General features: G+C 75.6%; 6 protein-coding genes. All 6 read right to left on the reverse strand.

The features are described from left to right. Positions 1-46: 46 nt before the first annotated feature. From ABUL08_RS07240 to ABUL08_RS07265, 6 genes are read right to left on the reverse strand one after another with little or no spacing between them, the layout of a single operon-like run. Positions 47-1225, reverse strand: a complete 1179-nt coding sequence (locus tag ABUL08_RS07240) for a trans-sulfuration enzyme family protein (protein WP_350935722.1) — start codon at positions 1223-1225, stop codon at positions 47-49. Further along, positions 1222-6528 carry an amino acid adenylation domain-containing protein gene (locus ABUL08_RS07245; RefSeq protein ID WP_350935724.1) on the reverse strand — a complete coding sequence of 1769 codons (5307 nt, stop codon included), beginning with the start codon at positions 6526-6528 and terminating at the stop codon, positions 1222-1224. Before ABUL08_RS07245 ends, ABUL08_RS07240 begins: the two co-directional genes overlap by 4 nt. After that, positions 6525-7541 carry a TauD/TfdA family dioxygenase gene (locus ABUL08_RS07250; protein WP_350935727.1) on the reverse strand — a complete coding sequence of 339 codons (1017 nt, stop codon included), beginning with the start codon at positions 7539-7541 and terminating at the stop codon, positions 6525-6527. Before ABUL08_RS07250 ends, ABUL08_RS07245 begins: the two co-directional genes overlap by 4 nt. Then, positions 7538-8596 (reverse strand): TauD/TfdA family dioxygenase, encoded by a 1059-nt coding sequence (locus tag ABUL08_RS07255; protein WP_350935728.1) that lies wholly within the window; start codon positions 8594-8596, stop codon positions 7538-7540. The genes ABUL08_RS07250 and ABUL08_RS07255 overlap by 4 nt, the downstream gene beginning before the upstream one ends. Continuing rightward, positions 8589-11903: an amino acid adenylation domain-containing protein gene (locus ABUL08_RS07260; protein WP_350935729.1), complete on the reverse strand. Its 3315-nt coding sequence runs from the start codon at positions 11901-11903 to the stop codon at positions 8589-8591. Before ABUL08_RS07260 ends, ABUL08_RS07255 begins: the two co-directional genes overlap by 8 nt. Beyond that, positions 11900-23803 carry a non-ribosomal peptide synthetase/type I polyketide synthase gene (locus ABUL08_RS07265; protein WP_350935731.1) on the reverse strand — a complete coding sequence of 3968 codons (11904 nt, stop codon included), beginning with the start codon at positions 23801-23803 and terminating at the stop codon, positions 11900-11902. The genes ABUL08_RS07260 and ABUL08_RS07265 overlap by 4 nt, the downstream gene beginning before the upstream one ends. Between the last annotated feature and the right edge of the window lie 134 nt (positions 23804-23937).

Below are 23937 nucleotides of genomic sequence, written 5' to 3' on the forward strand. Positions count from 1 at the left end.
AGGTCCCGGCGACCGTCCGGGGCCCCTCGGGCGGCGACACGACCCGCTAGGCGCCGTCATTCGCCTTGTCCAACGCCGCGAGGAAGTCGTCCACCAGGTCGGCGGTGTCCTCGATGCCGGTGGAGACGCGCACCAGCCCGTCGGAGATGCCGGTGGCGGCGAGCTGCTCGGCGTCCACGATGCCCGCCCACATCGACCGGGGGTGCACCACCAGCGTGCTGACGCTGCCCAGGCTGGCCGCCCGCTTGGCCAGTCGCAGCCCGGCCAGCAGGGCGGCGGCACCCGTCCGGCCCCCGTTCACCTCGACGGAGAGCACCCCGCCGAAGCCGGTCATCTGCCGGCGGGCCAGCGCGTGCTGCGGGTGCGACGGCAACCCCGGGTAGCGGACCCTCGCCACCGCCGGATGTCCCTCCAGCGCCCGGGCCAGCGCCAGCGCGTTGGCGTTGTGCCGCTCCACCCGCAGCGGCAGCGTACGGATGCCGCGCAGCAGCAGCCAGGCGTCGACCGGACCGAGGGTGCTGCCGGTGACGATCGCCGTCTGCCACACCCGCTCGATCAGCGCGGCGGAGCCGACCACCACCCCCGCCGACACGTCGGAGTGCCCGCCGAGGAACTTGGTGCCGCTGTGCCAGACCAGGTCCGCCCCGGCGCGCGTCGGGCGCTGGTTCACCGGGGTGGCGAAGGTGTTGTCGACCGCCACCAGCGCGCCGGCGGCGTGGGCCAGCTCCACCACCGCCGCCAGGTCGGTCAGCTCCAGCAGCGGGTTGCTCGGCGTCTCCACCAGCACCAGCCGGGTGTTCGGCCGCAGCGCCCGCGCGAACGCGTCGGTGTCGGTCTGGTCGACCTGGGTGCAGGACACCCCGAACCGGGCCAGCAGGCCGGTGGTGAGCGAGGTGGTGCCGCCGTACGTGCTGCGCTGCACCACCACGTGGTCGCCGGCGGCGAGCAGGGCCAGCGCGACGGTGCTGATCGCGCCCATCCCGGAGGCGGTGACCAGGCCGGTCTCCGCCCCCTCCAGTTCGGCGACGACGGCGGCTACCTGCGCGTGGTTCGGGTTGCCGTACCGGGTGTAGAAGGCGCTGCCCCGCGGCTCGGTGGCGATCGCGGTGAACTCCTCGTCGGACTCGGCGCTGAAGGTCACGCTCTGCACGATCGGCGGCGCCACCGCCCCACCGGGGATCAGTCCGTCGTCGCCGTGCACGGCGGAGGTGCCGAACCCGGTCACGACCGGGCCACCCGGTCCACGAGCGCGCCGTAGCTGCCCAGCGCGACGAACTCCGGAAGTGTCAGGTCGCTGCCGTGGCGCTGCCGCAGCGCGGTCACCAGCCGCAGGGCGCGCAGCGAGTCGCCACCGGCGGCCGACCAGCCCGTCGCCGGGTCAGCCGGCGCGACGCCGAGCACCTCCTGCCAGACCGCGGCCACCCGGGTCGCCCACCGGTCCCGCCCGTCGTCGCCGACCGTGCGGGCGCCGGTGGGTACGGCGGGCAGCGGTGCGGTCGGGTCGGCCGCCAGCAGCCGCCGGAACCCGTCGGCGAAGGTGTCCACCCGTTCCCCGGGGATGGTGCGGTGGTCGTACTGGATGGTGAGGGCGAGCCGGCCGGTGTCGCCGTCCAGCTCGGCGTCGACGGCGAGGCTGAACGCCACGTCCACGGTGATGCCCCGGCTGTCCACGATCCGGCTGCCGCCGTCGGCCGGCCCGTTCGCGAAGTGGGTCCAGTTGAAGAAGTGGTCGAAGCGCGGCCCGGCCCCGCCCGCACGGACGATCTCCGCGAGCGGGAAACGGTGGTGCTCCATCTGCGCGCACTCGGACCGCCACACCTGCGCGGCCAGCTCCGCCAGCGACCGGGTGCCCAGCTCGACGCTCACCGGCAGGGTGTTGAGGAACAGCCCGAGGGTGGCGTCGCTGCCCTCGCCCTCCGGCCGGCCGCCGACCACCAGCCCGCTGACCACGTCGTCCCGGCCGGCGAGTTCACCGATCAGCCGCAGGTGGATGGCGAGCAGCCAGGACTTGGTCGGCACCCCGGCGGCCCGGGCCGCCCGGGCGACCACGTCGGTGGTGTCCGCCGGCAGCGGCACCCGCTGGGTGGTGGTGGTGTGCGGGTCCGCCCCGCCGAGCAGCAGCGGCGGCACCGCGCCGGGCCCGTCCAGCCAGAACCGGCGGGTGTCCGGGTCGGCCAGGGCGTCCCGCTCGGCCGCCACGTACTCCCGGAACGGCCACCCGGGGTCCGGCCGGTGGACCTGGCCGGCCCGCTCCCGGTCGTACGCGGTGAGCAGGTCGGTGAGGAACAGGTGCAGGCTCCAGCCGTCGAGGACGGCGTGGTGCTCGGCGACGATCAGGGTGAACTCCGCGGCGTCCTCCCGGACGGCGTGCAGCCGCAGCAGCGGCGGCCGGGTCAGGTCGAAGGGACGTACCCGCTCCTGCGCCACCAGGTCGTCGATCCGCGTCCGGCGGGTCTGCGGGTCGGTGCCGCTCAGGTCCGTCACCGGCAGCTCGACCGGCACGTCGGCGTGCACGAGCTGCAACGGCTCGGAGTACGCGCCCAACGCGAACCCGGTCCGCAGCACCGGGTGGGCGGCCACCAGGCCGGTCAACGCCTGCCGCAGCGCCGCCACGTCCAGCGGCGCGGCGACCCGGTGCGCGGTGACGTTGTGGTACATCGCCGGGTCGCCGGTCAGCTCGCCGTGGTAGACCATGCCCTGCTGGAGGGCGGTCATCGGGTACGCGTCGGCGAGCCCGGCGGGCAGCAGCTCCCGGTCGGCCGCGGCCACCAGCGCGAAGCGCCCCGCCTGCTCCGCCGCGTCGATCGGGGCGGCCGGGGTGGTTCCGGCGTCGACCTCGACCCCGGCGAGGGTGATCTCGCCGTGCGTGACCAGCTCCCGGATCGACTGGTACGTGAAGATGTCGCTGAGCCGGAAGGAGAGCCCCCGCCGGTTCGCCGCGACCTGCATCTGGATGCTGCGGATGGAGTCGCCGCCGAGCGCGAAGAAGGTCTCCGTCACGCCCACGGTCGGCACCCCGAGGACCTCCCGCCAGGCCTCGACGAGGATCTCCTCGGCCCGGTTGGCGGGCGCCACGACCGTGCTGTCGCGGGGCCGGTCGAGGCGGGGCGCGGGGAGCGCCGCCCGGTCCAGCTTGCCGTTGCGGGTCAGCGGCAGCTCGTCCAGGAGCACCACCGCGGCCGGCACCAGGTGGGCCGGGAGCCGGTCGGCCAGCCAGCCGGCCAGCCGCTCGTCCAGCGGCCCGGCCGCCGGGCCGGCGGGGACGACCACCGCCGGCCGCGGATCGTCGGCGTACTCGGGGCGGACGGCGTGCAGGGTGTGCCGGTCGGTGCCGGTGAGCAGGTCGTCCTGCCGGGTGACCACGTCGAAGCCCCGCGCCTCGAAGAGGGCGGCCAGCTCGGCCAGCCGGCCCTCGGTATCGGTGCCGGCCGCGTCGTGCACCTCCATGGCGACCTGCGCGATCAGCGGCCAGTGCCGGTCGGCCAGCCCGGCCAGCACGTCCGCCTCGGCGCGCTGCACGTCGATCTTCAGCAGGTCGATCCGCTCGGGGGCCAGCTCGTCGAGGACGGCCGACAGCGGCCGGACCGGCACGGTGAGTTCCCGGCCGGCGAAGCGTTCCGCGAGCAGTTCGTCGACCCGGTCGAGCAGCACGTCCCGGTCGGCGCCGGCGTCCCGCTCGTTGGCGAGGTACCGCTTGATCACCGCCACCTCGGCGGCCGGGTCGGCGTACGCGGCGTGGCCGGACATCATCGAATAGCCCGGGTAGTAGGTGAAGGAGACCTCGCCGGCCGCCCGGGACAGCCCGACCCCGTGCACCGTGGCCGGTACGCCGAACTCGGCGACGTTGCGGCGCAGCAGGTCGGCCACGGCCGGCACCGGCTCGAACGCGTGGATCGTGGCGTCCGGGCAGACGGCGTGCACGAAGAGGGAGAACATGCCGATGTTCGCGCCCACGTCGAGCACGGTCGCCCCGGGGCGCAGCACGATCCCGTCCCGCAGGTAGACCTGCTGGACGAAGATCTCGTCGTACAGGTAGCGGGTCTCGTGCGGGTTGACCCCGGCGACCCGGTCCACGTCGACGGTCACCGGCTGACCGCCCGGGCGGACGTACGCGACGAGCCGGTCGCCGTGCCCGTCGTCGTCGCGGGCCACCACGGCGGCGTCGGTGACCTCCGGGTGCCCGCGCAGCACCGCGGCGACCTCACCCGGTTCCACCCGGAAGCCGTGGATCTTCACCTGGTCGTCGAGGCGGCCCAGATAGCGCAGCCGCCGGTCGGCGTCGAAGCGGACCCGGTCGCCGGTGCGGTACACCCGCCCGGTGCGCCCCGAGGGCAGCTCCACGGCGACGAACCGCCGCGCGGTGGCCTCCGGGTCGCCCAGATATCCGTCGGCGAGCTGCGGTCCGCTGACGCAGAGTTCCCCGGCCACGCCCGGCGGCACCGGCCGCAGCCGCTCGTCGAGCACCCAGACCGAGACGCCCGGCAGGGGCCGGCCGATGGTCGGCGGGTCCCCGGCGCGCACCTCGGCGGCGGTGGTGTCCACCGTGCACTCGGTCGGGCCGTACAGGTTGACCGCGCGGACGCCGGGCAGCGCCGCGACGGTGTCCCACAGCTCCGGCGTGATCGCCTCACCGCCGAGCAGCAACAGCCCGGGCAACCGGCGGTCACCCGCCCCGGCGAGCAGGATGCGCAGCTGGGAGGGGGTCATGTCGAGCACGTCGACGTCGTGGTCGGCGAGCGCGGCCGCCAGCGCCGCCCCGTCCCGGCGGACCTCCTCGGGCACGAGCCAGAGGCTGCGGCCGTGGCCGAGCTGCACGAGCTGCTTCACCGAGGCGTCGAAGGTGAGCGGGGCGTTCACCGCGACCCGCAGGCCGGGCCGGCTGCCCGCGTACACCGTCTGCTCCAGGGCGTCGGCCAGGTGCGCGGCGGCGCCGTGCGACACCCGCACCGGGCGGGGCGTGCCGGTGGAACCGGACGTGAAGATCACGTATGCCGGGTCGGCCGGTGCCGGCACCGCGGCGGGCGGCGGCCCGCCGGCCGCGACGAGGTCGGCGACCCGCACGGTCGCCGGCCCGCCGTCGCCGACGACGAGCGGCGCGCCGACCGCGCGGACCTGGGCGGCGAGCCGGGCCGCCGGGGCGTCCGGGTCCAGCGGCACGAAGACCGCCCCGGCGCGCAGCACGCCGAGGAACGCCACGACGGTGTCCCGCGACCGGGCGGCCAGCACCCCGACCGTCGTGCCGGCCAGGCCGCGGCCGGCCAGCGCCCCGGCCACCCGCGCGGCTCGTTCGCGCAGCTCCCCGACGGTGTACGCGCCGTCCGCGGCGACCACCGCCACCGCGTCCCGGTCCATCCCCGCCAGGCCCGCGTCGAACAGGTCGACGAGGGTACGCCCCGACGCCTCGCCCGGCGTCCCGGCCGCGTCGACCAGCCAGCCGGCCTCGGCCGCACCGAGCACGGCGGGCGCGACGGCATCGGTGAGCGCGGCGGGCAGCGACCGCAGGATCGCCAGCAGCGAGTCGAGCAGCCACTGCCCGCCGACCACCCGCAGGACGACCCGGTCGCCGTCGGTGAGCGCGGTGAGCTGCGGACCGGCGGCCGGCGGCGGGGCGTCGACCTCCACCGTGCCGCCGAGAGCGGCCACGTCGGCCGGATCCGGGGCGGGCAGCACCGCGAACCCGGCGACCGCCCCGGTCCGCTCGTCCACCGGGTCGACCAGGTGGAACGTGTCGTCGGCGGCGACCTCGGCGGCGCGGACCCGGGCCAGCAGGTCGGCCGGGGCGGCCGGCAGCGGCAGGCCCAGCCGCAGCGGGCCGTAGCCGCCCAGCGGACCCACCACCTCGGCGGTGCCGGCGGCGTGCCGGCCGTCGCTCCACCGGGCCAGCACCAGGTCCGCCTCGTCGGCGTCGTCCGGCGCCTCGGCCCGACGGGACACCGCGAGCGCCCAGGCGGCCAGCAGCACCGTGGTCGGCTCGACGCCGCTGCGCCGCGCCACGTCGGCCAGCCCGGCGGCGTCCACGGTCGCGGTGACCACGGCGCTCGGGTCGTCCCCGGGCGGGGTGACCAGCCGCGCGGCCGGGGCGGTGGGTGCGGCGGCGGGCGCCTGCTCGCGCTCCTCGAGCTGCCACTCGGCGACGTCGAGGAACTGCAACGCCTCCGGGTCCTCCGGCAGCGCCTGGCCGGCGTACGCGCGGGCCAGGTCGGCCAGGACGAGGCGCAGGCTGGCCGGGTCGGCGATCAGCGGGGTGGCGGTCAGCTCCAGGGTGTCGTCGGTGAGGGTGGCCGACAGTTCGCCCTGCGCGCCGAGGGTGACGCTGCGGCTGTCGTCGACGTCCTGCATCGGCACCCGCAGGCCGGGGTGGTGCACCAGGGTCAGCCGCAGCGCCTCGTGCCGGGCGACCACCGCGTCCAGCGCGCTCTGCAACCGGGCGCGGTCCAGCGGGCGGTCGAGCCGCACCCGCGCCCGGACCAGATCCTGCTTGTCGGACCAGGCGAGCCGCTGGACCGGGGACAGGCGGTAGCCGTTCACAACACGCTCCGGTTGACGTAGAGGTCGGACATGGCGACCAGGATCTGCCGGTCGCCGCTGAAGGGTTCGCGACCGTGGGTCGCCAGAAAGTTGTCCACCACCAGCACGTCGCCGCGCTGCCAGGGAACCGACACCGCGTGTTCCCGATACCGGTCGCGCAGCTCGGTGACCACCTCGTCGGGGATCGGCTCGCCGTCCCCGAAGTACGCGTTGCGGGGCAGCCCGTCGGGGCCGTACTCGCGCAGCAGCGCGGCGGAGACCTCCGCCGGCATGTTCGACACGTGGAACAGGTGGGCGTGGTTGAACCACACCGTCTCCCCGGTGCGCGGGTGGGTGGCGACCGCCTGCCGCCGGGCCCGGGTACGCAGCCCGTCGTCGCCCAGCCAGGTGAACTCGGTCGCCGAGGCGGCGCAGTACGCCTCCACCTCCGCCCGGTCCGTGGTCTGGAACGCCTCCTGCCAGGGCAGGTCCAGGTGCGGGCCGTAGTTGCGCACGTAGCAGACCCCGGAGCGGAGGAAGCGTTCCCGCACGTCGGCGGGGATCAGCGGGGTGATGACCCGCTCGCTGGCCAGCGGGGTGGCCCCGCCGCTGCCGGTGGCCGGCTGCGCGCACCAGAAATAGAGGTAGCGGGGCCAGTTGTGCGAGTACGACATCTCGTGGTGCAGCGGGATCCACTGCTCGGCGTTGAACTCGGTGGAGGTGAAGACCCGGTCGGCGACCTCGTGCCGGGGCGCGGCCCGTTCCAGATAGCCGAGCAGGTCCGGGCTGACTGCGCGGGCGGCCTGGCTGAAGTCGTCGGGGGTGCGCACCTCGAAGCCGCGGAAGAAGACCGCCCCGTGGCGGTCCAGGTCGGACAGCAGCTCCTCCCGGCGGCCGGCGAGCCAGCCGGCCAGGTCGAGGTCGGGCACGGCGGCCTCGACGAGCAGCACGAACTCCTCGTCCACCAGGACCCGCCGGGTGACCGGGGAGCTGACCGTGCCGGTGCCGCGCCGACGCGGGGCGGGCCCGCTCACCGGTCCGCCTCCGGTCCCGCCGGCGCGGACGGGGTCAGCTCCGGCGCGGCGACCGGGTCGGACATCGCGGTGAGGATCCGCCGGGGCGGGGTGAACGGCTCCCGGGCGTGCGCGGCGAGCATGTTCTCCACCAGCAGCACATCGCCGCGCTGCCAGGCGAAGGAGCGGGTCTCGGCGGCGTACGCGGCCCGCAGCTCGGCCAGCACCTCGTCCCCGATGGGCGTGCCGTCGCCGTACGCGGTCTGGTAGGGCAGGTCCTCCTCGGCGAGGGCGGCCCGCAGGCCGGCGCTCACCTCGTCGGGCAGGGAGGTGACGTGGAAGAAGAGCGCGTGGTTGAACCAGGTCCGTTCGCCGGTGACCGGGTGGCGGCGGACCGCCGGGCGGACCTGCCGGGTGCGTAGCTGCCGGTCACCGACCCACTCGACGTCGACCAGCGCGCGGGCGCAGTACGCCTCGACGTCCTCGCGCCGCTCGGTCTGGAACGCGGTCTGCCAGGTGAGGCTGATGCCGGGCAGGTAGTTGCGCCGGTAGAGCACCCCGCGCCGCTCAAACTCGGCGACGGTCTCCGGGCGGAGCCGGGCGAGCACGCGGCGACTGTCCGCCAGCGGCGTACGCCCTCCCGCGGCCGGTTCCACCTCGCAGTGGAACACGATCCGCAGCGGCCAGTTCACCGTGTACGACTGCTCGTTGTGCAGCACGATCGGCTGGTCGGCCGGGTGCTCGGTGGAGGTGTAGACGCCCTCGGTGACCTCGCTGCGCGGCGAGGAGCGCTCGCCGTAGGAGAGCACCTCGTCGGAGAGGGCGGCCATCACGGTGCGGAAGTCGGCGGCGCCGGCCACGGCGAAGCCGCGGAACAGCACGGCCCCGTGCCGACGGGCCAGCTCGTCCACCTCGTCGCGGTGTCCGGCCAGCCAGCCGGCCAGGTCGACGTCGGGCACGTTCGCCCGGACCAGCGCCGGCAGCGGACCGCCGGGCCAGTCGGGGCGGACGTCCACCAGGTTCCGTTCGCGGCCGCGACGGGGAATGGTCCGCGCGACCCGGGTCTGCTCAGTCATCGGATTCTCCCAGGGTGTCGACGCAGTCGGCCAGACCGCGTCGGGGGTCGGCGGCGGCGGTGCGCAGCAGCGCCGTGAACCGGCGGTGCCAGGCGACCACTCCGTCGCGGTCGAACAGGTCGCTGCGGTACGTCCAGAGCGCCGCCAGCCCGTCCCGCCGCTCGTCGAGCCAGAGGGTCAGCTCGAGGCGGGCGGTGTCCGGGGTCAGTTCCACGCCGGTGAACCCGACGCCGGACGCGGCGCGGTGCCGGGCCGGCGGGGCGTTCTGCACGCCGAAGGCGACCTGCACCAGCGGGGTGCGGTCCGGCCGGCGGGTCGGCCGCAGCCGTTCCACCAGCACGTCGAAGGGGACGTCCTGGTGGGCCGCGGCGAAGAGGGTGACCCGGCGGGCCTCGTCGAGCAGGTCGGCGAAGGTGCGTCCGGGTGCGGGGCGCAGTCGCAGCGGCACGGTGTTGACGTGACAGCCGACGCTCTCCTCGGCGGCGACGCTGGTCCGGCCGGCGAAGGCGACCCCGACCAGCAGGTCGGGCCGACCGGTGGCCGCGCCGAGCAGGGTGGCGAAGGCGGCCAGCCCGACCATGTGCAGGCTGACCCGTTCGGCCCGGGCCAGCGCCCGGACCGCGTCGGCGGTGGCGGGGTCCACGGTGGTCCGCAGCGCCCCGCCGCCCGGCCGGCCACCGGGCCGTGGCGCAGCCGGTCCCGGGTGGGGCTGGTCCACGGAGCCCGACCCGGCGAGCCGAACGTGGTCGGTCCGCTGCCGATCGGGTGTCGAGGCGCCGACGGACGCACCCGGATCACGAGCGCCGGCCTTCGAGCCGGGTGGGACGGCGGGCAGGTCGAGCAGGTCGGGTGCGCCGCGCAGCTCGTCGAGCACGTCGGCCAGTGCCCGCTGCCCCGCCGGCCCGGCCAGCCACTCCCGCTGGGCCAGGGCGAACGCCGCCGGCCCGACCGCCGGGGACTCCGGCGCGGCGGGGTCGTCGTACGCCCGGGCCAGGTCCCGGACGATCAGGCCGAACGACCAGTCGTCGCAGACGATGTGGTGCACGACCAGCAGCAGCGCCACCGCGCGACCGGTGTCGTCGGGCACCAGGTGGGCGCGCAGCAGCGGCCCGGTGGCCAGGTCCATGGGGGCCCGGGTGGCCTCGGCGGTGAGCCGGGCGAGCCGCTCGTCCAGGGACGTGCCCGGTGCGGGCGGCGCGACGACCGGCGGTGGGCCGACGGCGGGCCGGACGAGCTGCACCGGCCCGTCCGGCCCGGACGGGAACACCGTGCGCAGGGCCGGATGCCGGTGCACCACCCGACGCAGCGCCCGCGCCAGCCGGTCCGGGTCCAGCGGCGCGTCGAACCGCACCGCGAAGGCCAGCAGGTAGGAGGTGTCGTCCGGGTCGAGCCGGTGCAAAAACCACAGCCGGGTCTGCGCGGCCGACAGCGGCGCGGGACCGGCCGGTGCCGGCCCGGCCCATCCCGGTGTCGCCCCGCCGGTCAGCCGGCCCGATCCGGCTGCCGGCCCGACGGGCGCGGTGGCCGTGGCGTCGCCGGGCGCGGTCGGCGCGTCGAGGTGGGCGGCGAGCGCCGCGACGGTCGGGTGGGCGAAGAGGTCGCCCGGTCCGACCGGCCGCCCGGTCGCGACGGCCAGCCGGGTCGCGCAGCGGACCGCGAGCAGCGAGTCGCCGCCGAGAGCGAGGAAGTCGCCGTCGGCGGTCACCGGCACCCCGAGCACCTCGCGCCACACCGCCGCCACCGTGCCGGCCGTCCCGTCGAGCGCTCCAGCGTCGGGCCCGGCGTCGGCGCCGAGGGTGGGGGAGGGCAGTGCCGACCGGTCCACCTTGCCGTTGGGCAGGGTGGGCAGCCGGTCCAGCCAGACCAGGGTCGCCGGGACCAGCGGCGCGGGCAGCACCTCGGCCAGCCGGGCCCGGACGTCGTCGCGCCGCTCGCCGACCAGGTAGCCGACCAGCAGCGGGTCGCCGCTCGGTCCCTGCCGGACGGCGGCGGTCGCCTCGCGTACGTCGGGCAGGGCGGCGAGGCGGGCGGCGACCTCACCCAGCTCGATCCGGTAGCCACGCAGCTTCACCTGGTCGTCGAGGCGACCCAGGTAGGTCAGCTGCCCGTCGGGGCGCAGCCGGACCCGGTCGCCGGTGCGGTACATCCGGTCGCCGGGGCGGAACGGGTCGGGCCGGAAGCGGGCCTCGGTCTCCGCCGGCCGGTCGAGGTAGCCGCGGGCCAGGCCCGCCCCGGCCAGGTGCAGCTCACCCGGTTCGCCGGGTGGCACGGGTCGCCCGTCGGCGTCGAGGACGTACGCCCGGGTCTGCGGCAGCGGGCGGCCGATCGGCGGGTCTCCGCTGTCGGGCGGCACCTCCGCCCAGGTGGAGTAGGTGGTGTCCTCGGACGGGCCGTAGAGGTTGCAGAGCCGGCGTACGTGCGGGCGGGCCCAGACCCGGGCCGCCAGCGCGGCGGTGAGCGGCTCACCGGCCAAACAGACCGTCCGTACGCTCGCCGGCAGGGCACCGGCGGTGAGCAGTTCCCCCATCGCGGAGGGCACGGTGTTGACCAGGGTGACGGGCAGCCGGTCCGCCCCGGGGGCGGCGAGGGCCAGCACGTCGTCGACGAGCAGCACCCGGCCGCCCCAGCAGAGCGGACCGAAGATCTCGAAGACCGACAGGTCGAAGCAGACGGAGGTGGCGGCGAGCATGCCACCGAGTTCGGTGTCGTCGAAGGTCTGCCGGGTCCAGTGCAGCAGCACCGACGCCGAGCGGTGTTCGATGGCCACGCCCTTGGGGCGCCCGGTGGAGCCGGAGGTGTAGATGACGTACGCCAGGTCCTCCGGCGTCGCGGGCACCGCCGGGTCGGTGCCGTCCCCGCCCGCGTCGAGCCGGTCGATCGGGACGGCCAGCTCGCCGAACCGGTCGGCGAGGTCGGTGCGGGTGAGCACCAGCCGGGTCCCGGAGTCGGCGGTCATGAACGCCACCCGGGCCGGTGGGTACGCCGGGTCCAGCGGCACGTAGGCGGCGCCGGCCTTGAGCACCGCGAGCAGGGCGACCACCAGCTCGGGCGTACGCGGCAGGCAGACGCCGACGCGGTCCTCCCGGGCCACCCCGCGCGCCAGCAGCACCCGGGCCAGCCGGTTCGCCGCCTCGTCCAGCTCGCGGTACGTCAGCACCCGGTCGGCGTGCCGTACCGCCTCCGCCTGCGGGGTCCGGGCGGTCTGCGCGGCCACCATCCGGTGCAGGCACTCCACGGTGGCGGGTGCGGCGGCGCGTCGGCCGCCGCTGCGGCGGGTGGGCCCGGCGGGGCGGGCGGGTGCGCTCATCGGCGACCACCGCGCCCGTTCGCCGGAGCCGGGCCGGACGCGGCCTTCGCCGCGCCGCGGTGCAGCGCCAGCCGGCGGTCGGCTTCGGCCTGGAGGCGGTCCTTGTCGGCGACGATGATCGTCCCGGGGTCGTTGTCGGGCAGCTCGTCCTCCACGTCGCGGATCGGTCGGTAGGCGATGCCGACGGCCGCGAGGGCGAGGGCGCAGAGGCCGGCCACGATCGCGGCGAGGGCCATGCCCCGGCCCGGTCCGGTGCCGACGACGGCGGCCAGCGCGCTGCCGGGCGACGCCAGCGGGGCGAAGACGTGCTCGGCGAGCGGCCCGGCGGAGAGGAAGCCGGCCGGCACCATTAGCCAGGACAGCATCTGCCCCATGGACAGCACCCGGCCCTGCAGTTCCAGCCCGACCTTGGCCTGCACGATGGCCAGCCAGTGGGTGTTCACCAGGGCGGTGGCCAGGCCCATGCCGAACAACCCGAGGGCCGGGAAGAGCGGGTCGGGGCGCAGGCCGACCGTGAGCAGCGACGCGCCGAGGAGCACGACGCTGGCCAGGATGCCGGTGGTACGCCGGGCGGTGCCGCCCCACACGCCCATCAGGACCGAGCCGACGAGCATGCCGACGCCGCTGGCGGCGAGCACCCGGCCGAGCACCGCCGGGTCCCCGAAGGACAGGGTCAGCGGGGTGACCAGGACCTCGACCATCGCGAAGAAGTAGTTCAGCGACGCGGTCAGCACGACCAGCGCGACCAGGCCGTGCCGGCGGACGATGAACCGCCAGCCACCCAGGACGGCCCGCCGGAACGACTCCTCGCGCTTGACGAAGAGCGCGTCCGGGAAGCGCACCGACAGGGTGACGACCACCGCGAAGGCGAAGGTGAGCAGGTCGATGACGACGATCCCGCGCAGCCCGACCGCGATCACCAGCGCCCCGCCGAGCAGCGGCGCCAGCACCGTGCTGGTGGCGGTGCCGAGGGAGACGATGCCGTTGGCGCGCCCGTAGTACCGCTTCGGCACCAGTTGCGTGACGGCCGCCAGGTAGGCGGGTTGCTGGAAGGCGGTCGCCACCGCGCTGACGGTGATGGCGGTGAAGACGTGCCAGAGGTGGAGCTGGCCGAGCCAGAGCAGCAGGGCGAGGCTCACCGTGCCGGTGGCGGCCAGACAGTCCGCGACGATCATGATCAGTCGCCGGTCCCACCGGTCGGCCAGCGCACCGGCGACGGGGGAGAGCACCACGGCCGGCAGCAGCGCCAGGACGGTGGCCGTGGCGAAGAGCGAGACCGACCCGGTCCGCTGGTAGACCCACAGGCCCATGCCGAAGCCGGTCAGTCCGCTGCCGATCAGCGACACGAGCTGACCGATCGCGATCAGGTAGAACACCGTGAGGCTGGGCGCCGCCCGCCGGGCGACCGGCTCCGGCTCCCGTACCGCGGCCGGGGCGGCCTCGGTCGGCGGGGGCGGGTCGGCGGCGGCGGTGGCCGGGGCCGACGGGTCGCAGTTGGCGAGGATGATCCGGGCCACCTCGTCGGGCTGGTGCTTGGCGAAGTAGTGGCCGGCGCCCTCGATCACCTCCAGGGACACCCGGTCGGAGAAGAACTCCCACTCCAGGTAGCGCTCCTGGTACAGCTCGGTGGCGCGGTCCCCGCCGCCGACGACGCAGACGATCGGGGCGGACAGTTTCCGGGCCAGGCCGTCGGCGTAGACGTCGGTGTAGTAGTCCTCGCCCATCATCGCGTCGGCGAGGACCACGCGCATCACGAAGTCCTTCTCGCGCTCGTCGAAGACCTCGGTGAAGAAGCCCATCGCGCGCAGCGCCTCCAGGGTGCGCCGCTTCGACGTCCACCGCTCGGTCGGGAACCACCGGCGCAGCCAGCTGAACAGCCGGCCGGGCAGCCGCGGGGCGGGGAAGTGCGCGCCGATGACCACGCCGGTCAGCTCGACGCCGGCCGCTTCCAGCCGGCGACCCAGCTCGACCGCTTCGGCGCCGCCCATGCAGTGCCCGTACACCGCGACCGGTCCGCTGATCCCGGCGACGACCTCGGCGACACAGCCGTCGACCAGCTCGTCCAGGCCGAGCAGGGGTTCGTCGGGGCGGTTCAGGTCGTGTCCGGGCCGCTCCAGGGCGAACAGCCGGACCCCCGGTGGGAGGGCGTCGGCGAGGGGCTGGAAGGTGATCGCGCTGCCGGCGGCGAAGGGTACGCAGACCAGCGTGAGCCGGGTCGGCGTCGCCGGTCGTGCCGGGGTCAGCTCGTGCAGCAGCCGCCCGGCGGAGCCACCCGTGCTGTCCAGGTGCTCGGTCAGCGCCCGGATCGTCGGGTGGCGGAACAGGTCGAGGACGCTGATCGGCGGGTCGTTCCCGGCGAGGGCCTTGATCGCCTTGAAGGAGTCACCACCGAGGGCGAAGAAGTCGTCGTCGATGCCGACGCTGTCGTAGCCGAGCACCTGCGCCCAGCGTGCGGCCAGCGCCGTGCGCAGCGGTGTGTCGGGTGGCGCCGCGCCGACGGCGGTGCCGCCGCGGACCGGGGCCGGCAGGGCGGCCCGGTCGACCTTCCGGTTGGCGCTCAGCGGCATCCGGTCGAGCACCACGAACGCGGACGGGATCATGTAGTCGGGCAGGTAGGTGCGGGTGAACGTCCGCCACGGCGTCGGGTCGACGTCGAAGTCCGGCACCGGCTCGGGTGCCGTACCGGCGTCGGGTGACTCGGGAGCGGCACCCAGCGTCAGGTAGGCGACGATGCTCTTCTCACCGTCGTCCTCGCGGACCACCACCGCGGTGTCCCGGACCTCCGGGTGGCGGCGCAGCACCGACTCGATCTCGCCGAGTTCGATGCGGAAGCCGCGCACCTTGACCTGCGAGTCGCCGCGGCCGACGAATTCGATCCGGCCGTCCGGGAGCCACCGGGCGAGGTCGCCGGTGCGGTACAGCCGGCCCGGACCGTCCGGGTCCGGCACGAACCGCTGTGCGGTGAGGTCGGGGTCGCCGAGGTAGTCCCGCGCCAGCCCCGCGCCGCCGAGGTACAGCTCACCCAGCACGCCCACGGGGACGGGGGCCAGCCGCGGGTCGAGGACGTAGGCGCGTACGTTGCCGATCGGGCGGCCCACGGTGACCCGGGTGACATCGGGACCCAGCCGGTCCATCGTGGACCAGACGGCGGCCTCGGTCGGGCCGTACAGGTTCCACACCGTGCCGACCCGTTCGGCGAGCTGCCGGGCCAGCGGCGCGGAGACCGCGTCGCCGCCGCAGACGGCGGTCAGGCCGGGCAGGCCGGTCCAGCCGGACTCGATCAGCAGCCGCCAGGTCGCCGGGGTGCCCTGGGCGAGGGTGACCCGCTCCGCGGCGAGCAGCGCCGCCAGTCGCGGCGCGTCGTAGCCGACGTCCCGACCGACCAGCAGCATCCGGGCGCCGACCACCAGGGGCAGGAACAGCTCCGGTACGGACATGTCGAAGGCGAAGCTGGCCATCGCGAGCATCGTGTCGTCGCTGGTCAGGCCCGGCCGCTCGCGCATCGCGGCGAGGGTGTTGACCACCGCGCCGTGCGTCACCCGGACCCCCTTGGGGCGACCCGTCGACCCGGAGGTGTAGATGACGTACGCCAGGTGGTCCGGCCCGGCCAGCGGCTCGGGATCGGTCTCCGGCTCCGCGTCCGACGTCGCGCCGGGCAGCAGCACCTCGCCGGCGTACCCGGCGAACCGGTCGGCGAGCTCCGGCGCGGTGACCAGGACCGTGGCGCCGCTGTGCGTCAGCACGTACCGCTGCCGGTCGATCGGGTAGTCGGGGTCGACCGGGACGTACCCGCCGCCGGCCTTGAGCACGGCCAGCAGCGTGACCGGCAGCTCCTCGGAGCGGTGCAGGCAGACGGCGACCGTGCGGTCGGGCCCGACGCCGGCCCGGCGCAGCCGGTGCGCGAGCCGGTTCGCGCGGGCGTTGAGCCGGGCGTAGCTGAGGGTGGTCGCGCCGAACGTCACGGCCGGTCGGTCGGGGTGCGTGGCGACCTGGTGGGCGAACAGGTCGACCAGGGTCGGCGTCCCCCCGTCGCGGCCGGGCACGGCCCAGCCGAGCGGGGTGGCGGTGTCGTTCCACTCGGCGACGCGGGCCAGCTCGGCGGGGGTGAGGACGGTCAGGTCGGCCAGCCGGACGCCCGGGTCGGCGACGGCGGCGGCGAGCAGCGTCTCCAGGTGCCCCATCATCCGCTCGGCGGTGCCCGGGTCGAAGAGGTCGGTGTTGTACTCCAGCCGGAACCGCAGCCCCTCGTCCACCTCGTACGCGTACAGCGCCAGGTCCTGCTGGGCGATGCCGGGCTCGACGGCGAACGGGACCATCCGCAGCCCGGTGCCGCCCAGGTCCCGCTGCTCGGGGAGGTTCAGCAGGTTGAACATCACCTGGAACAGCGGGTTGCGGCTCAGGTCGCGGGGCGCGTCGACGAGGTCCACGAGTCGTTCGAACGGCACCTCCTGGTGGTCGTACGCCCCCAGCGCGGTGTGTCGCACGTGCCCGAGCAGCTCCGCGAAGGTCCAGTCGCCGTCGAGGGTGGTCCGCAGCGGCAGCATGTTGACGAAGAAGCCGACCATCGGTTCCAGTTCGGCGCGGACCCGGCCGGCGACCGGGGTGCCGACGCAGATGTCCCGCTGGCCGGTGTAGCGCCACAGCAGCGTCTTCAGGGCGGCCAGCACCGTCATGGCCAGGGTGGCGCCGTGGGCCTGGCTGAACCGGCGCAGCTCGTCGGCGACCGCCGGGGGCAGCACCCGGGCGTGGACCGCGCCGTGGAAGGTCTGCACGGGGGGCCGGGGCCGGTCGGTCGGCACCTCCAGCACGTTCGCCACCCCGGCGAGCTGCTCCCGCCAGTAGCGCATGTCGGCGCTGTCCGGGTCCGCCAGCCGGCTGCGCTGCCAGCGCGCGTAGTCGCCGTACTGGACGGCCAGTTCGGGCAGCGGTGAGGGGCGACCGGCGCGGGCGGCATCGTAGATGGTGGCGACCTCGCCGGCGATGATCCCGAGCGACCAGCCGTCGGAGACGTTGTGGTGCATGGTCAGCGACAGCACGTGCCGGTCGTCGGCGATGCGCAGCAGCACGGCCCGGAACAGCGGCCCCTCGGCCAGGTCGAACGGGCGGCGGACGTCGGCGGCCAGGGCCGCGTGGGCCCACTGCGGGACCGCGTCGGCGACGGCCGACTCCACGATGCTGCCGGCGACCGGTGGCGCGTCGTGCGCACCCGCGGGCGCGGTGACGATCGGCAGGTCGACCGGGCCGGGCGGCAGCACCCGCTGGACGGGGTCCCCGTCGGGCCGGAGCGGGAAGACGGTCCGCAGCGACTCGTGCCGCCGCACCAGCTCGGCGAGCGCCCCGCGCAGCGCGTCGACGTCGAGCGCGCCGTCCAGCAGCAGGGCCGTGCCGACGGTGTACGCGTTCTGCCGGTACGCCTGGTCGAGGAACCACAGCCGGTGCTGCCCGGAGGAGAGCGGCGCCGGCCCGGCGTCGGGGTCGGCGCGGGGAATGGTCGGCGCGGGGGCCTGCGGCGGGGCGGCGGGCTCGACGACGGCGACGGCGGTGGGGGTGCTGTCGGTCGCCGGCAGCGCCGCCGCGATCCCGGCGACGGTCGGCGCGGCGAAGATCGCCTCCAGCGGCAGCGTGACGCCGAGCCGGGCCCGCAGCCGGACGACGAACTGGGTGGCCAGCAGCGAGTGCCCGCCCAGCTCGAAGAAGTTGTCGTGCGCGCCGATCGGCCGGATGCCGAGCAGCTCGCTCCAGAGTTCGGCCACCCGCTCCTGCGCGGGGGTGCCCGGGGCGACGTAGCTGGTGCTGACCGCCGGTCGGTTGCCGGCGTCGACGGGCGCGGGCGCGTCCGGCGCGGCGTCGAGCGGGGCCGGCGCGGCGGCGACCGGGCCGGTACGCGGCACCGGGTCCACCCAGTAGCGGTGCCGCTCGAACGGGTAGCCGGGCAGGGCCAGGCGGCGGCGCGGCCCGCCGTGGAACCGATGCCAGTCGACGGGTACGCCGGCCAGCCACAGCCGGCCGACCGCGTCGAGCATCGTGCCGAGGTCGTCGGCGTCGACGCGGGGGTGCCGCATCGCCGCCACCGCCTGACCGGGGCGCAGTCCGGCCAACCGGGCCAGGCCGCCCAACGCGTGCCCGGGGCCCAGCTCGGCCAGGACCACGTCCTGCTCGGCCAGGAGCGCGGCCGACTCGGCGAACCGGACCGGCTCCCGCATGTGCCGCACCCAGTACGCGGGGTCGGTGACCTGCCCGGGGGTGACCGGGCCGCCGGTCAGGTTGCTCAGGTAGGGGCGGTCCGGCTCGTGGTAGGTGACCTGGCGGGCGTGGGCGGCGAACTCGTCGAGCACCGGGTCGAGCAGGGCCGAGTGGTAGCCGCGGCTGACCCGCAGCGGCCGGCACTCGACCCCGTCGTCGGTGAGCCGTCGGCGCAGCTGCTCGACGGCCTCCTCGGTGCCGGAGAGCACGCAGAGTTCGGGGGCGTTGACGGCGGCCAGCGACAGGCCGTCGGTCAGCAGCCCGGTGACCGTCGCCTCGGGCAGGCTCACCGCGAGCATCGCCCCGGCCGGGGTCCGTTCGACCAGCGCGCCGCGGGCGGTCACCAGGCGCAGCGCGTCGGCCAGGGAGAAGACGCCGGCGAGGCAGGCGGCGACGTACTCGCCGAGGCTGTGCCCGACCATCAGGTCGGGGGTGACGCCGCGGGCGAGCAGCGTCCGGGCGAGGGCGTACCCGGTGACGAAGAGCGCGGGCTGGATCAGTGCGGGCCGCGCGAGCAGCCGCTCCGCCTCGGCCTCGCCGCCCGCTTCGGGGCAGAGCAGCGTACGCAGGTCGAGGCCCAGGTCGTCGCGGAGCAGGTCGGCGCACTCGTCCACCACGGCCCGGTAGGTCGGCTCCGCGCGGTAGAGGCCGGCACCCATCGCCACGTGCTGGGCGCCGTGCCCGGGGAAGGCGAACACCAGGGCCCGCCCGCCGCCGGGATGGCTGCCGCCGAACTGCCGCTGCGGCGCGTCGAGGGCGGCCAGCGCGTCGGCGTGGTCCGCCGCGACGAGGAACCGCCGGTGGGTCATCGGCTGACGCCGACCCAGGTTGGCCGCCACGTCGGCGAGGTCGACCCCGGGGTGGGCGTCGAGCCAGTCGCGGAGCTGACGCGTCTGCCGGTCCAGCGACTCCACCGTACGGGCCGACACCACCAGCAGCTGCGGTCCGGCGGCCGGCGGGGCCGGCGTGCGGTCCACGGTGGCGGGCGGCTCCTCCAGCACGACGTGCGCGTTGGTGCCGCCCATGCCGAACGAGCTGACCCCCGCCCGGCGCGGGCCGTCACCGGGCCACGGCCGGGCGGTGTCGTTGAGATAGAACGGGCTGTTGTCGAAGTCGATCGCCGGGTTGGGCCGGCTGACGTTGATCGTCGGCGGCAGCGTACGGCTGTGCAGTGCCATGATCGTCTTGAGCAGGCCGGCGATCCCGGCGGCGGCGTCGGTGTGCCCGATGTTGGCCTTGGCCGAGCCGAGCGCGCAGAAGCCCCGGTCGTCGGTGCCGCGCCGGAACGCCTCGGTCAGCGCGGCCACCTCGATCGGGTCGCCGAGGCTGGTGCCGGTTCCGTGCGCCTCCACATAGCTCACCGAGCGGGGGTCCACCCCGGCCGAGGCGAGGGCGCTGCTGACCACCGCGACCTGCCCGTCGACGCCCGGTGCGGTGTAGCCGGTGCGGCGGGCGCCGTCGTTGTTGACGGCGGAGCCGCGGATCACGGCGTAGACGGTGTCGTGGTCGGCGACCGCGTCCTCCAGCCGCTTGAGCGCGACGATGCCGACCCCGCTGGAGGCGATGCTGCCGCGCGCGTCGGCGCTGAACGGGCGGCAGTGCCCGTCGGGGGAGTAGACCCCGCCGTCGTGGTAGAGGTAGCCGCGCCGTTGCGCCGGGAAGACGCTGACCCCGCCGGCCAGGACCAGGTCGGACTCGCCGGTCAGCAGGCTCTGCCGGCCGAAGTGCACGGCCACCAGCGAGGTCGAGCAGGCCGTCGCCACGGTGACGGCGGGGCCGGTCAGGTCGAGCTTGTAGGCGACCCGGCTGAGCAGGAAGTCCTTGTCGTTGCTGATCGACAGCTGGTGCTCGCCGATGGTGTGCAGCAGCTCCGGGTGGCTGCTCAGGTGGTCGAGCAGGTACGTGCTGCGCCCGGAGCCGGCGAAGAGCCCGATCCGGCCGGGGTGGGCGGCGGGGTCGTAGCCGGCGTGCTCCAGCGCGTGCCAGGCGCACTCCAGCAGCATCCGGTGCTGCGGGTCGAGGGTCTGCGCCTCCCGGGGCGTGATGCCGAAGAAGGCCGCGTCGAACTCGTCGATCCCGGGCAGCCAGGTGCCGGAGCGGACGTACGCCGGGTCGTCGAGGCGGGCCGGGTCCGCGCCGTCGGCGAGCATCTCCTCGACGGTGAACTCCCGGACCGACTCGACCCCGGTGCGGATGTTGTGCCAGTACTCGTCGATGGTCCGCGCGCCGGGGAAGCGGCAGGCCATGCCGACGACGGCGATCAGCCCGCTGGGCTGGCCGGTACCCGTGCCGGTGCCGGTCCGGGGGCGCGCGACGCGGGCCGGGGCGGCGGCGGGTGCGGTCGCGCCGGTGGTGGCGGTGGTCAGGAAGGTCGCCAGCGACTCGACGGTGGGGTTGCGGAACAGGTCGGTGACGGTGAGGACGTCACCGAGCTGCGCGCGTAGCCGTTCCAGGACGGCCAGCAGGCGCATCGAGTGGCCGCCGAGGTCGAAGAAGTTGTCCCGGGTGCCGACCGACGCGACACCGAGCACGTCCTGCCACACCTGCACGATCAGCCGCTCCAGACCGATCCGGGTGGTGTCCCACTGCGCCGGCGCGGGGACGGTGGTCGGTGACGCGGGCCGGGGTGGGGCGGCGGCGGCCCGCTGCCGGGGCACGTCGCGCCCGGGCGCGGGCAGCGCGGCGGTGTCCACCTTGCCGTTACCGGTCAGCGGCAACGCGTCGAGGAAGACGAATGCGGCGGGCACGAGGTAGGCCGGCAGTTCGGCGGCCAGCGCCGTCCGGAGCGTCGCGGCGTCGCTTCCCGCCCCGCCCGCCACGTACGCGACGAGCCGCGGGTCGTCCGGGTCGTCCCGGCGCAGCTGCACCGTCACGTCGCTCTCCGGCAGGCACCGCCGGACGGCCGCCTCGATCTCGCCGCACTCGATCCGGTAGCCGCGCAGCTTGATCTGGTTGTCGGTGCGGCCCAGGTATTCCAGGTTCCCGTCGGGGCGGCGGCGCACCAGGTCGCCGGTGCGGTAGACCCGCGCGCCGGGGTCGGCCGAGAACGGGTGCGGGACGAACCGCTCGGCGGTCAGCGTCGGCTGGTTCAGGTAGCCGCGCGCCACCCCGGCGCCGCCGACGTACAGCTCGCCGACGACGCCCACCGGGACCGGGTTGCGCCAGGCGTCGAGGACGTACAGCTCGGTGTTGGCGATGGGCCGGCCGATCGGGACGGAGCCGTCGGTGGGCGAGGCCGGGTCGATCTCGTACGCGGCGCAGCCGACCACGGTCTCCGTCGGCCCGTACTCGTTGACCAGCGCGGTGTCGGGCGCGTGGGTCCGCCAGGCCGCCACCTGGTCGGCGCGCAGGTTCTCGCCGCCGATCACGAAGCACCGGGTGCGGTCGGCCATCTCGGCGGGGCTGAGCTGGTGGCTGACCAGGTCGAGCTGGGCCGGGGTGATCTTGACCAGGCCGAAGGCCGGTCGCTGCCGGCGCAGCGCCTCGCCGAGCGCCTCGGGGCCGAGGTTCTCGCCGATCATCAGCACCGTCGCCCCGGCGACCAGCGGGACGAGCAGGCTGGTGACGGTCAGGTCGAACCCGACCGACGAGTGCAGCGGGACGGTGTCCCCGGGGCGCAGCCGGTAGGCCTGGGCGGCCCAGCGCACATAGTTGCTGACGCCCCCATGGGTGACCAGGACGCCCTTGGGGCGACCGGTAGACCCGGAGGTGTGGATGACGTACGCCAGGTCGTCCGCCGTCGGCTCCGGCCGTCGGCGCGCCCGGCGGCGTGGACCGCCGCCCGAGCCGCCGGCGGCCCGGCCGGGCGCGGCGTCCGGGACCGGCGTGTCCAGCTCCGGCACCAGCAGCGTCGCGCCGTCGGGCACCAGGTGCGCCAGCTCGGCGCAGGTGAGCACGACGGGGGCGGCCGTGTCCTCGATCAGGTAGCGCAGCCGGGCGGGCGGGTTGGCCGGATCCATGGGTACGTAGGCCGCGCCGGTGCGCAGCACGGCGAGGACCGCCACCGGGAACGCGACGGTACGCGGTAGCAGCACCCCCACCAGGCTGCCGACGCCGACGCCCCGCCCGCGCAGCGTCTCCGCCAGCGCCTCGGCCCGCGCGTGCAGCTCGTGGCAGGTCAGCGCGGTGGTCCCGTCGGTCACCGCCACGCCGTCGGGGGTGCGGCGGGCCTGCCGTTCGATCAACAGGTGGACCAGGTCGTCCGGTTCGGCGGGGGTGGCGGTGCGGTTCGCCTCCAGGACGAGCTGCCGGTGCTCGTCCGGGGTGAGCATCGCGGCCGAGCCGACCGGTGCGCCCGGGTCGCCCACCAGCGAGCGCAGCAGCGTCTGGAAGTGTCCGGCGAGGCGGACCATCGCCTCGTCGTCGAAGAGGTCGGTGCGGTACTCCAGCACGGTCCGCAGCCCGTGGGCGTTCTCCCGTACCGAGACGGTGAGGTCGAACTTGGCGGTGGTGCCGGGCACCTCGACCGGGGTGACCGCCAGGCCGTCGAGGCGGGGCGGGGTGGCCTCGCGGCCGTACACGAACATCACCTGGAACAGCGGGGTGACGCCGGGCCGGCGGGCCGGGCGCAGCGACTCCAGCAGCGTCCCGAAGGGCAGCTCACCGTTGGTCAGGGCCTCCAGGGCGGCGGTGCGCACCCGACCGAGGAGCGTCTCGAAGGACGGGTCGTCGTCCAGCCGGGCCCGGACGGCGACGGTGTTGAGCAGCAGTCCGACGAGCTTCTGCGTCTCGGGGCGGCGGCGGTTGGCCAGGGGCGTGCCCACCACGATGTCGCGTTGCCCGCTCCAGCGCGCCAGCAGCACGTGCAGCGCGGCCAGCATGACCATGTACGGGGAGGCGCCGACGCGCTGGCACAGCGCCATCAGCTCGTCGGTGGGCACGTCCAGCGGGAACGAACACGTGTTGCCGGCGGCGGACGGCGCGGTGGGTCGCGGCCCGCGGGTCGGCAGCTCCAGGACGGCCGGCGCGTCGGCGAGCTGGGCGTGCCAGTAGTCGCGCTGCGCCGCCGCCTCTGCCCCGCGCAGCCACTCCCGCTGCCAGGCGGCGTGGTCGCGGTGGTCGACGTCGACCGGGTCGAGCTGCGCCGGGCGGCCGGCGCGGTGCGCGGCGTAGAGCCGTTCCCACTCGTCGTGCAGGAGGGCGAGGGACCACTCGTCGACGGCGACGTGGTGGATGGTCAGCAGGAGCACGTGCTCCTCGGGCGCACAGCGCAGCAGGTCGGCGCGGAGCACCGGTCCGCGTTCCAGGTCGAGCGGGACGCGGGTCTCCGCGTGCATCCGGGCCCGGAGTTCCTGGTCGCGTTGCCAGCCGGGCAGTCCACTGAGGTCGTGCATCCGCAACAGCCCCGGGACCGGGTCGTGGACCACCTGGACCACACTCTCCACCCCGGCGGTCGGATCGGCGGCGAGGGTGGTCCGCAGCGCGGCGTGCCGGGCGACCAGCTCGTCGAGCGTGGCGGCCAGCGCCGCCACGTCGAGTGGCCCGTCCAGCCGGTACGCCAGCGGCACCAGGTAGCTGGCCGGGTCGGGATCGAGGCGGCTCAACGACCACATCTGGCGTTGTTCACCGGTGGCCGCGACCGGGTCGCCGGCACGGGCGGCGTCGCACCGCGGCGGCGTGCCGGGCGTCGCCTGCCGGGACCTCAGGACGTCGGTCATCGCGTCCGCCTCCTCCTTCGTGCGAGCACCGGCCGGCGGGCGCCGTCGACGCGGCGGCCCGGTCCCGACCGGCGCTCGTGATCCGTTTCCCCGAACCTGTCGCTGGCGGCCGGTCGACGGGTGTCCTCCCGGCC

This window comes from Micromonospora sp. CCTCC AA 2012012, assembly GCF_040499845.1.
In the GTDB taxonomy this organism is placed as follows: domain Bacteria; phylum Actinomycetota; class Actinomycetes; order Mycobacteriales; family Micromonosporaceae; genus Micromonospora; species Micromonospora mangrovi.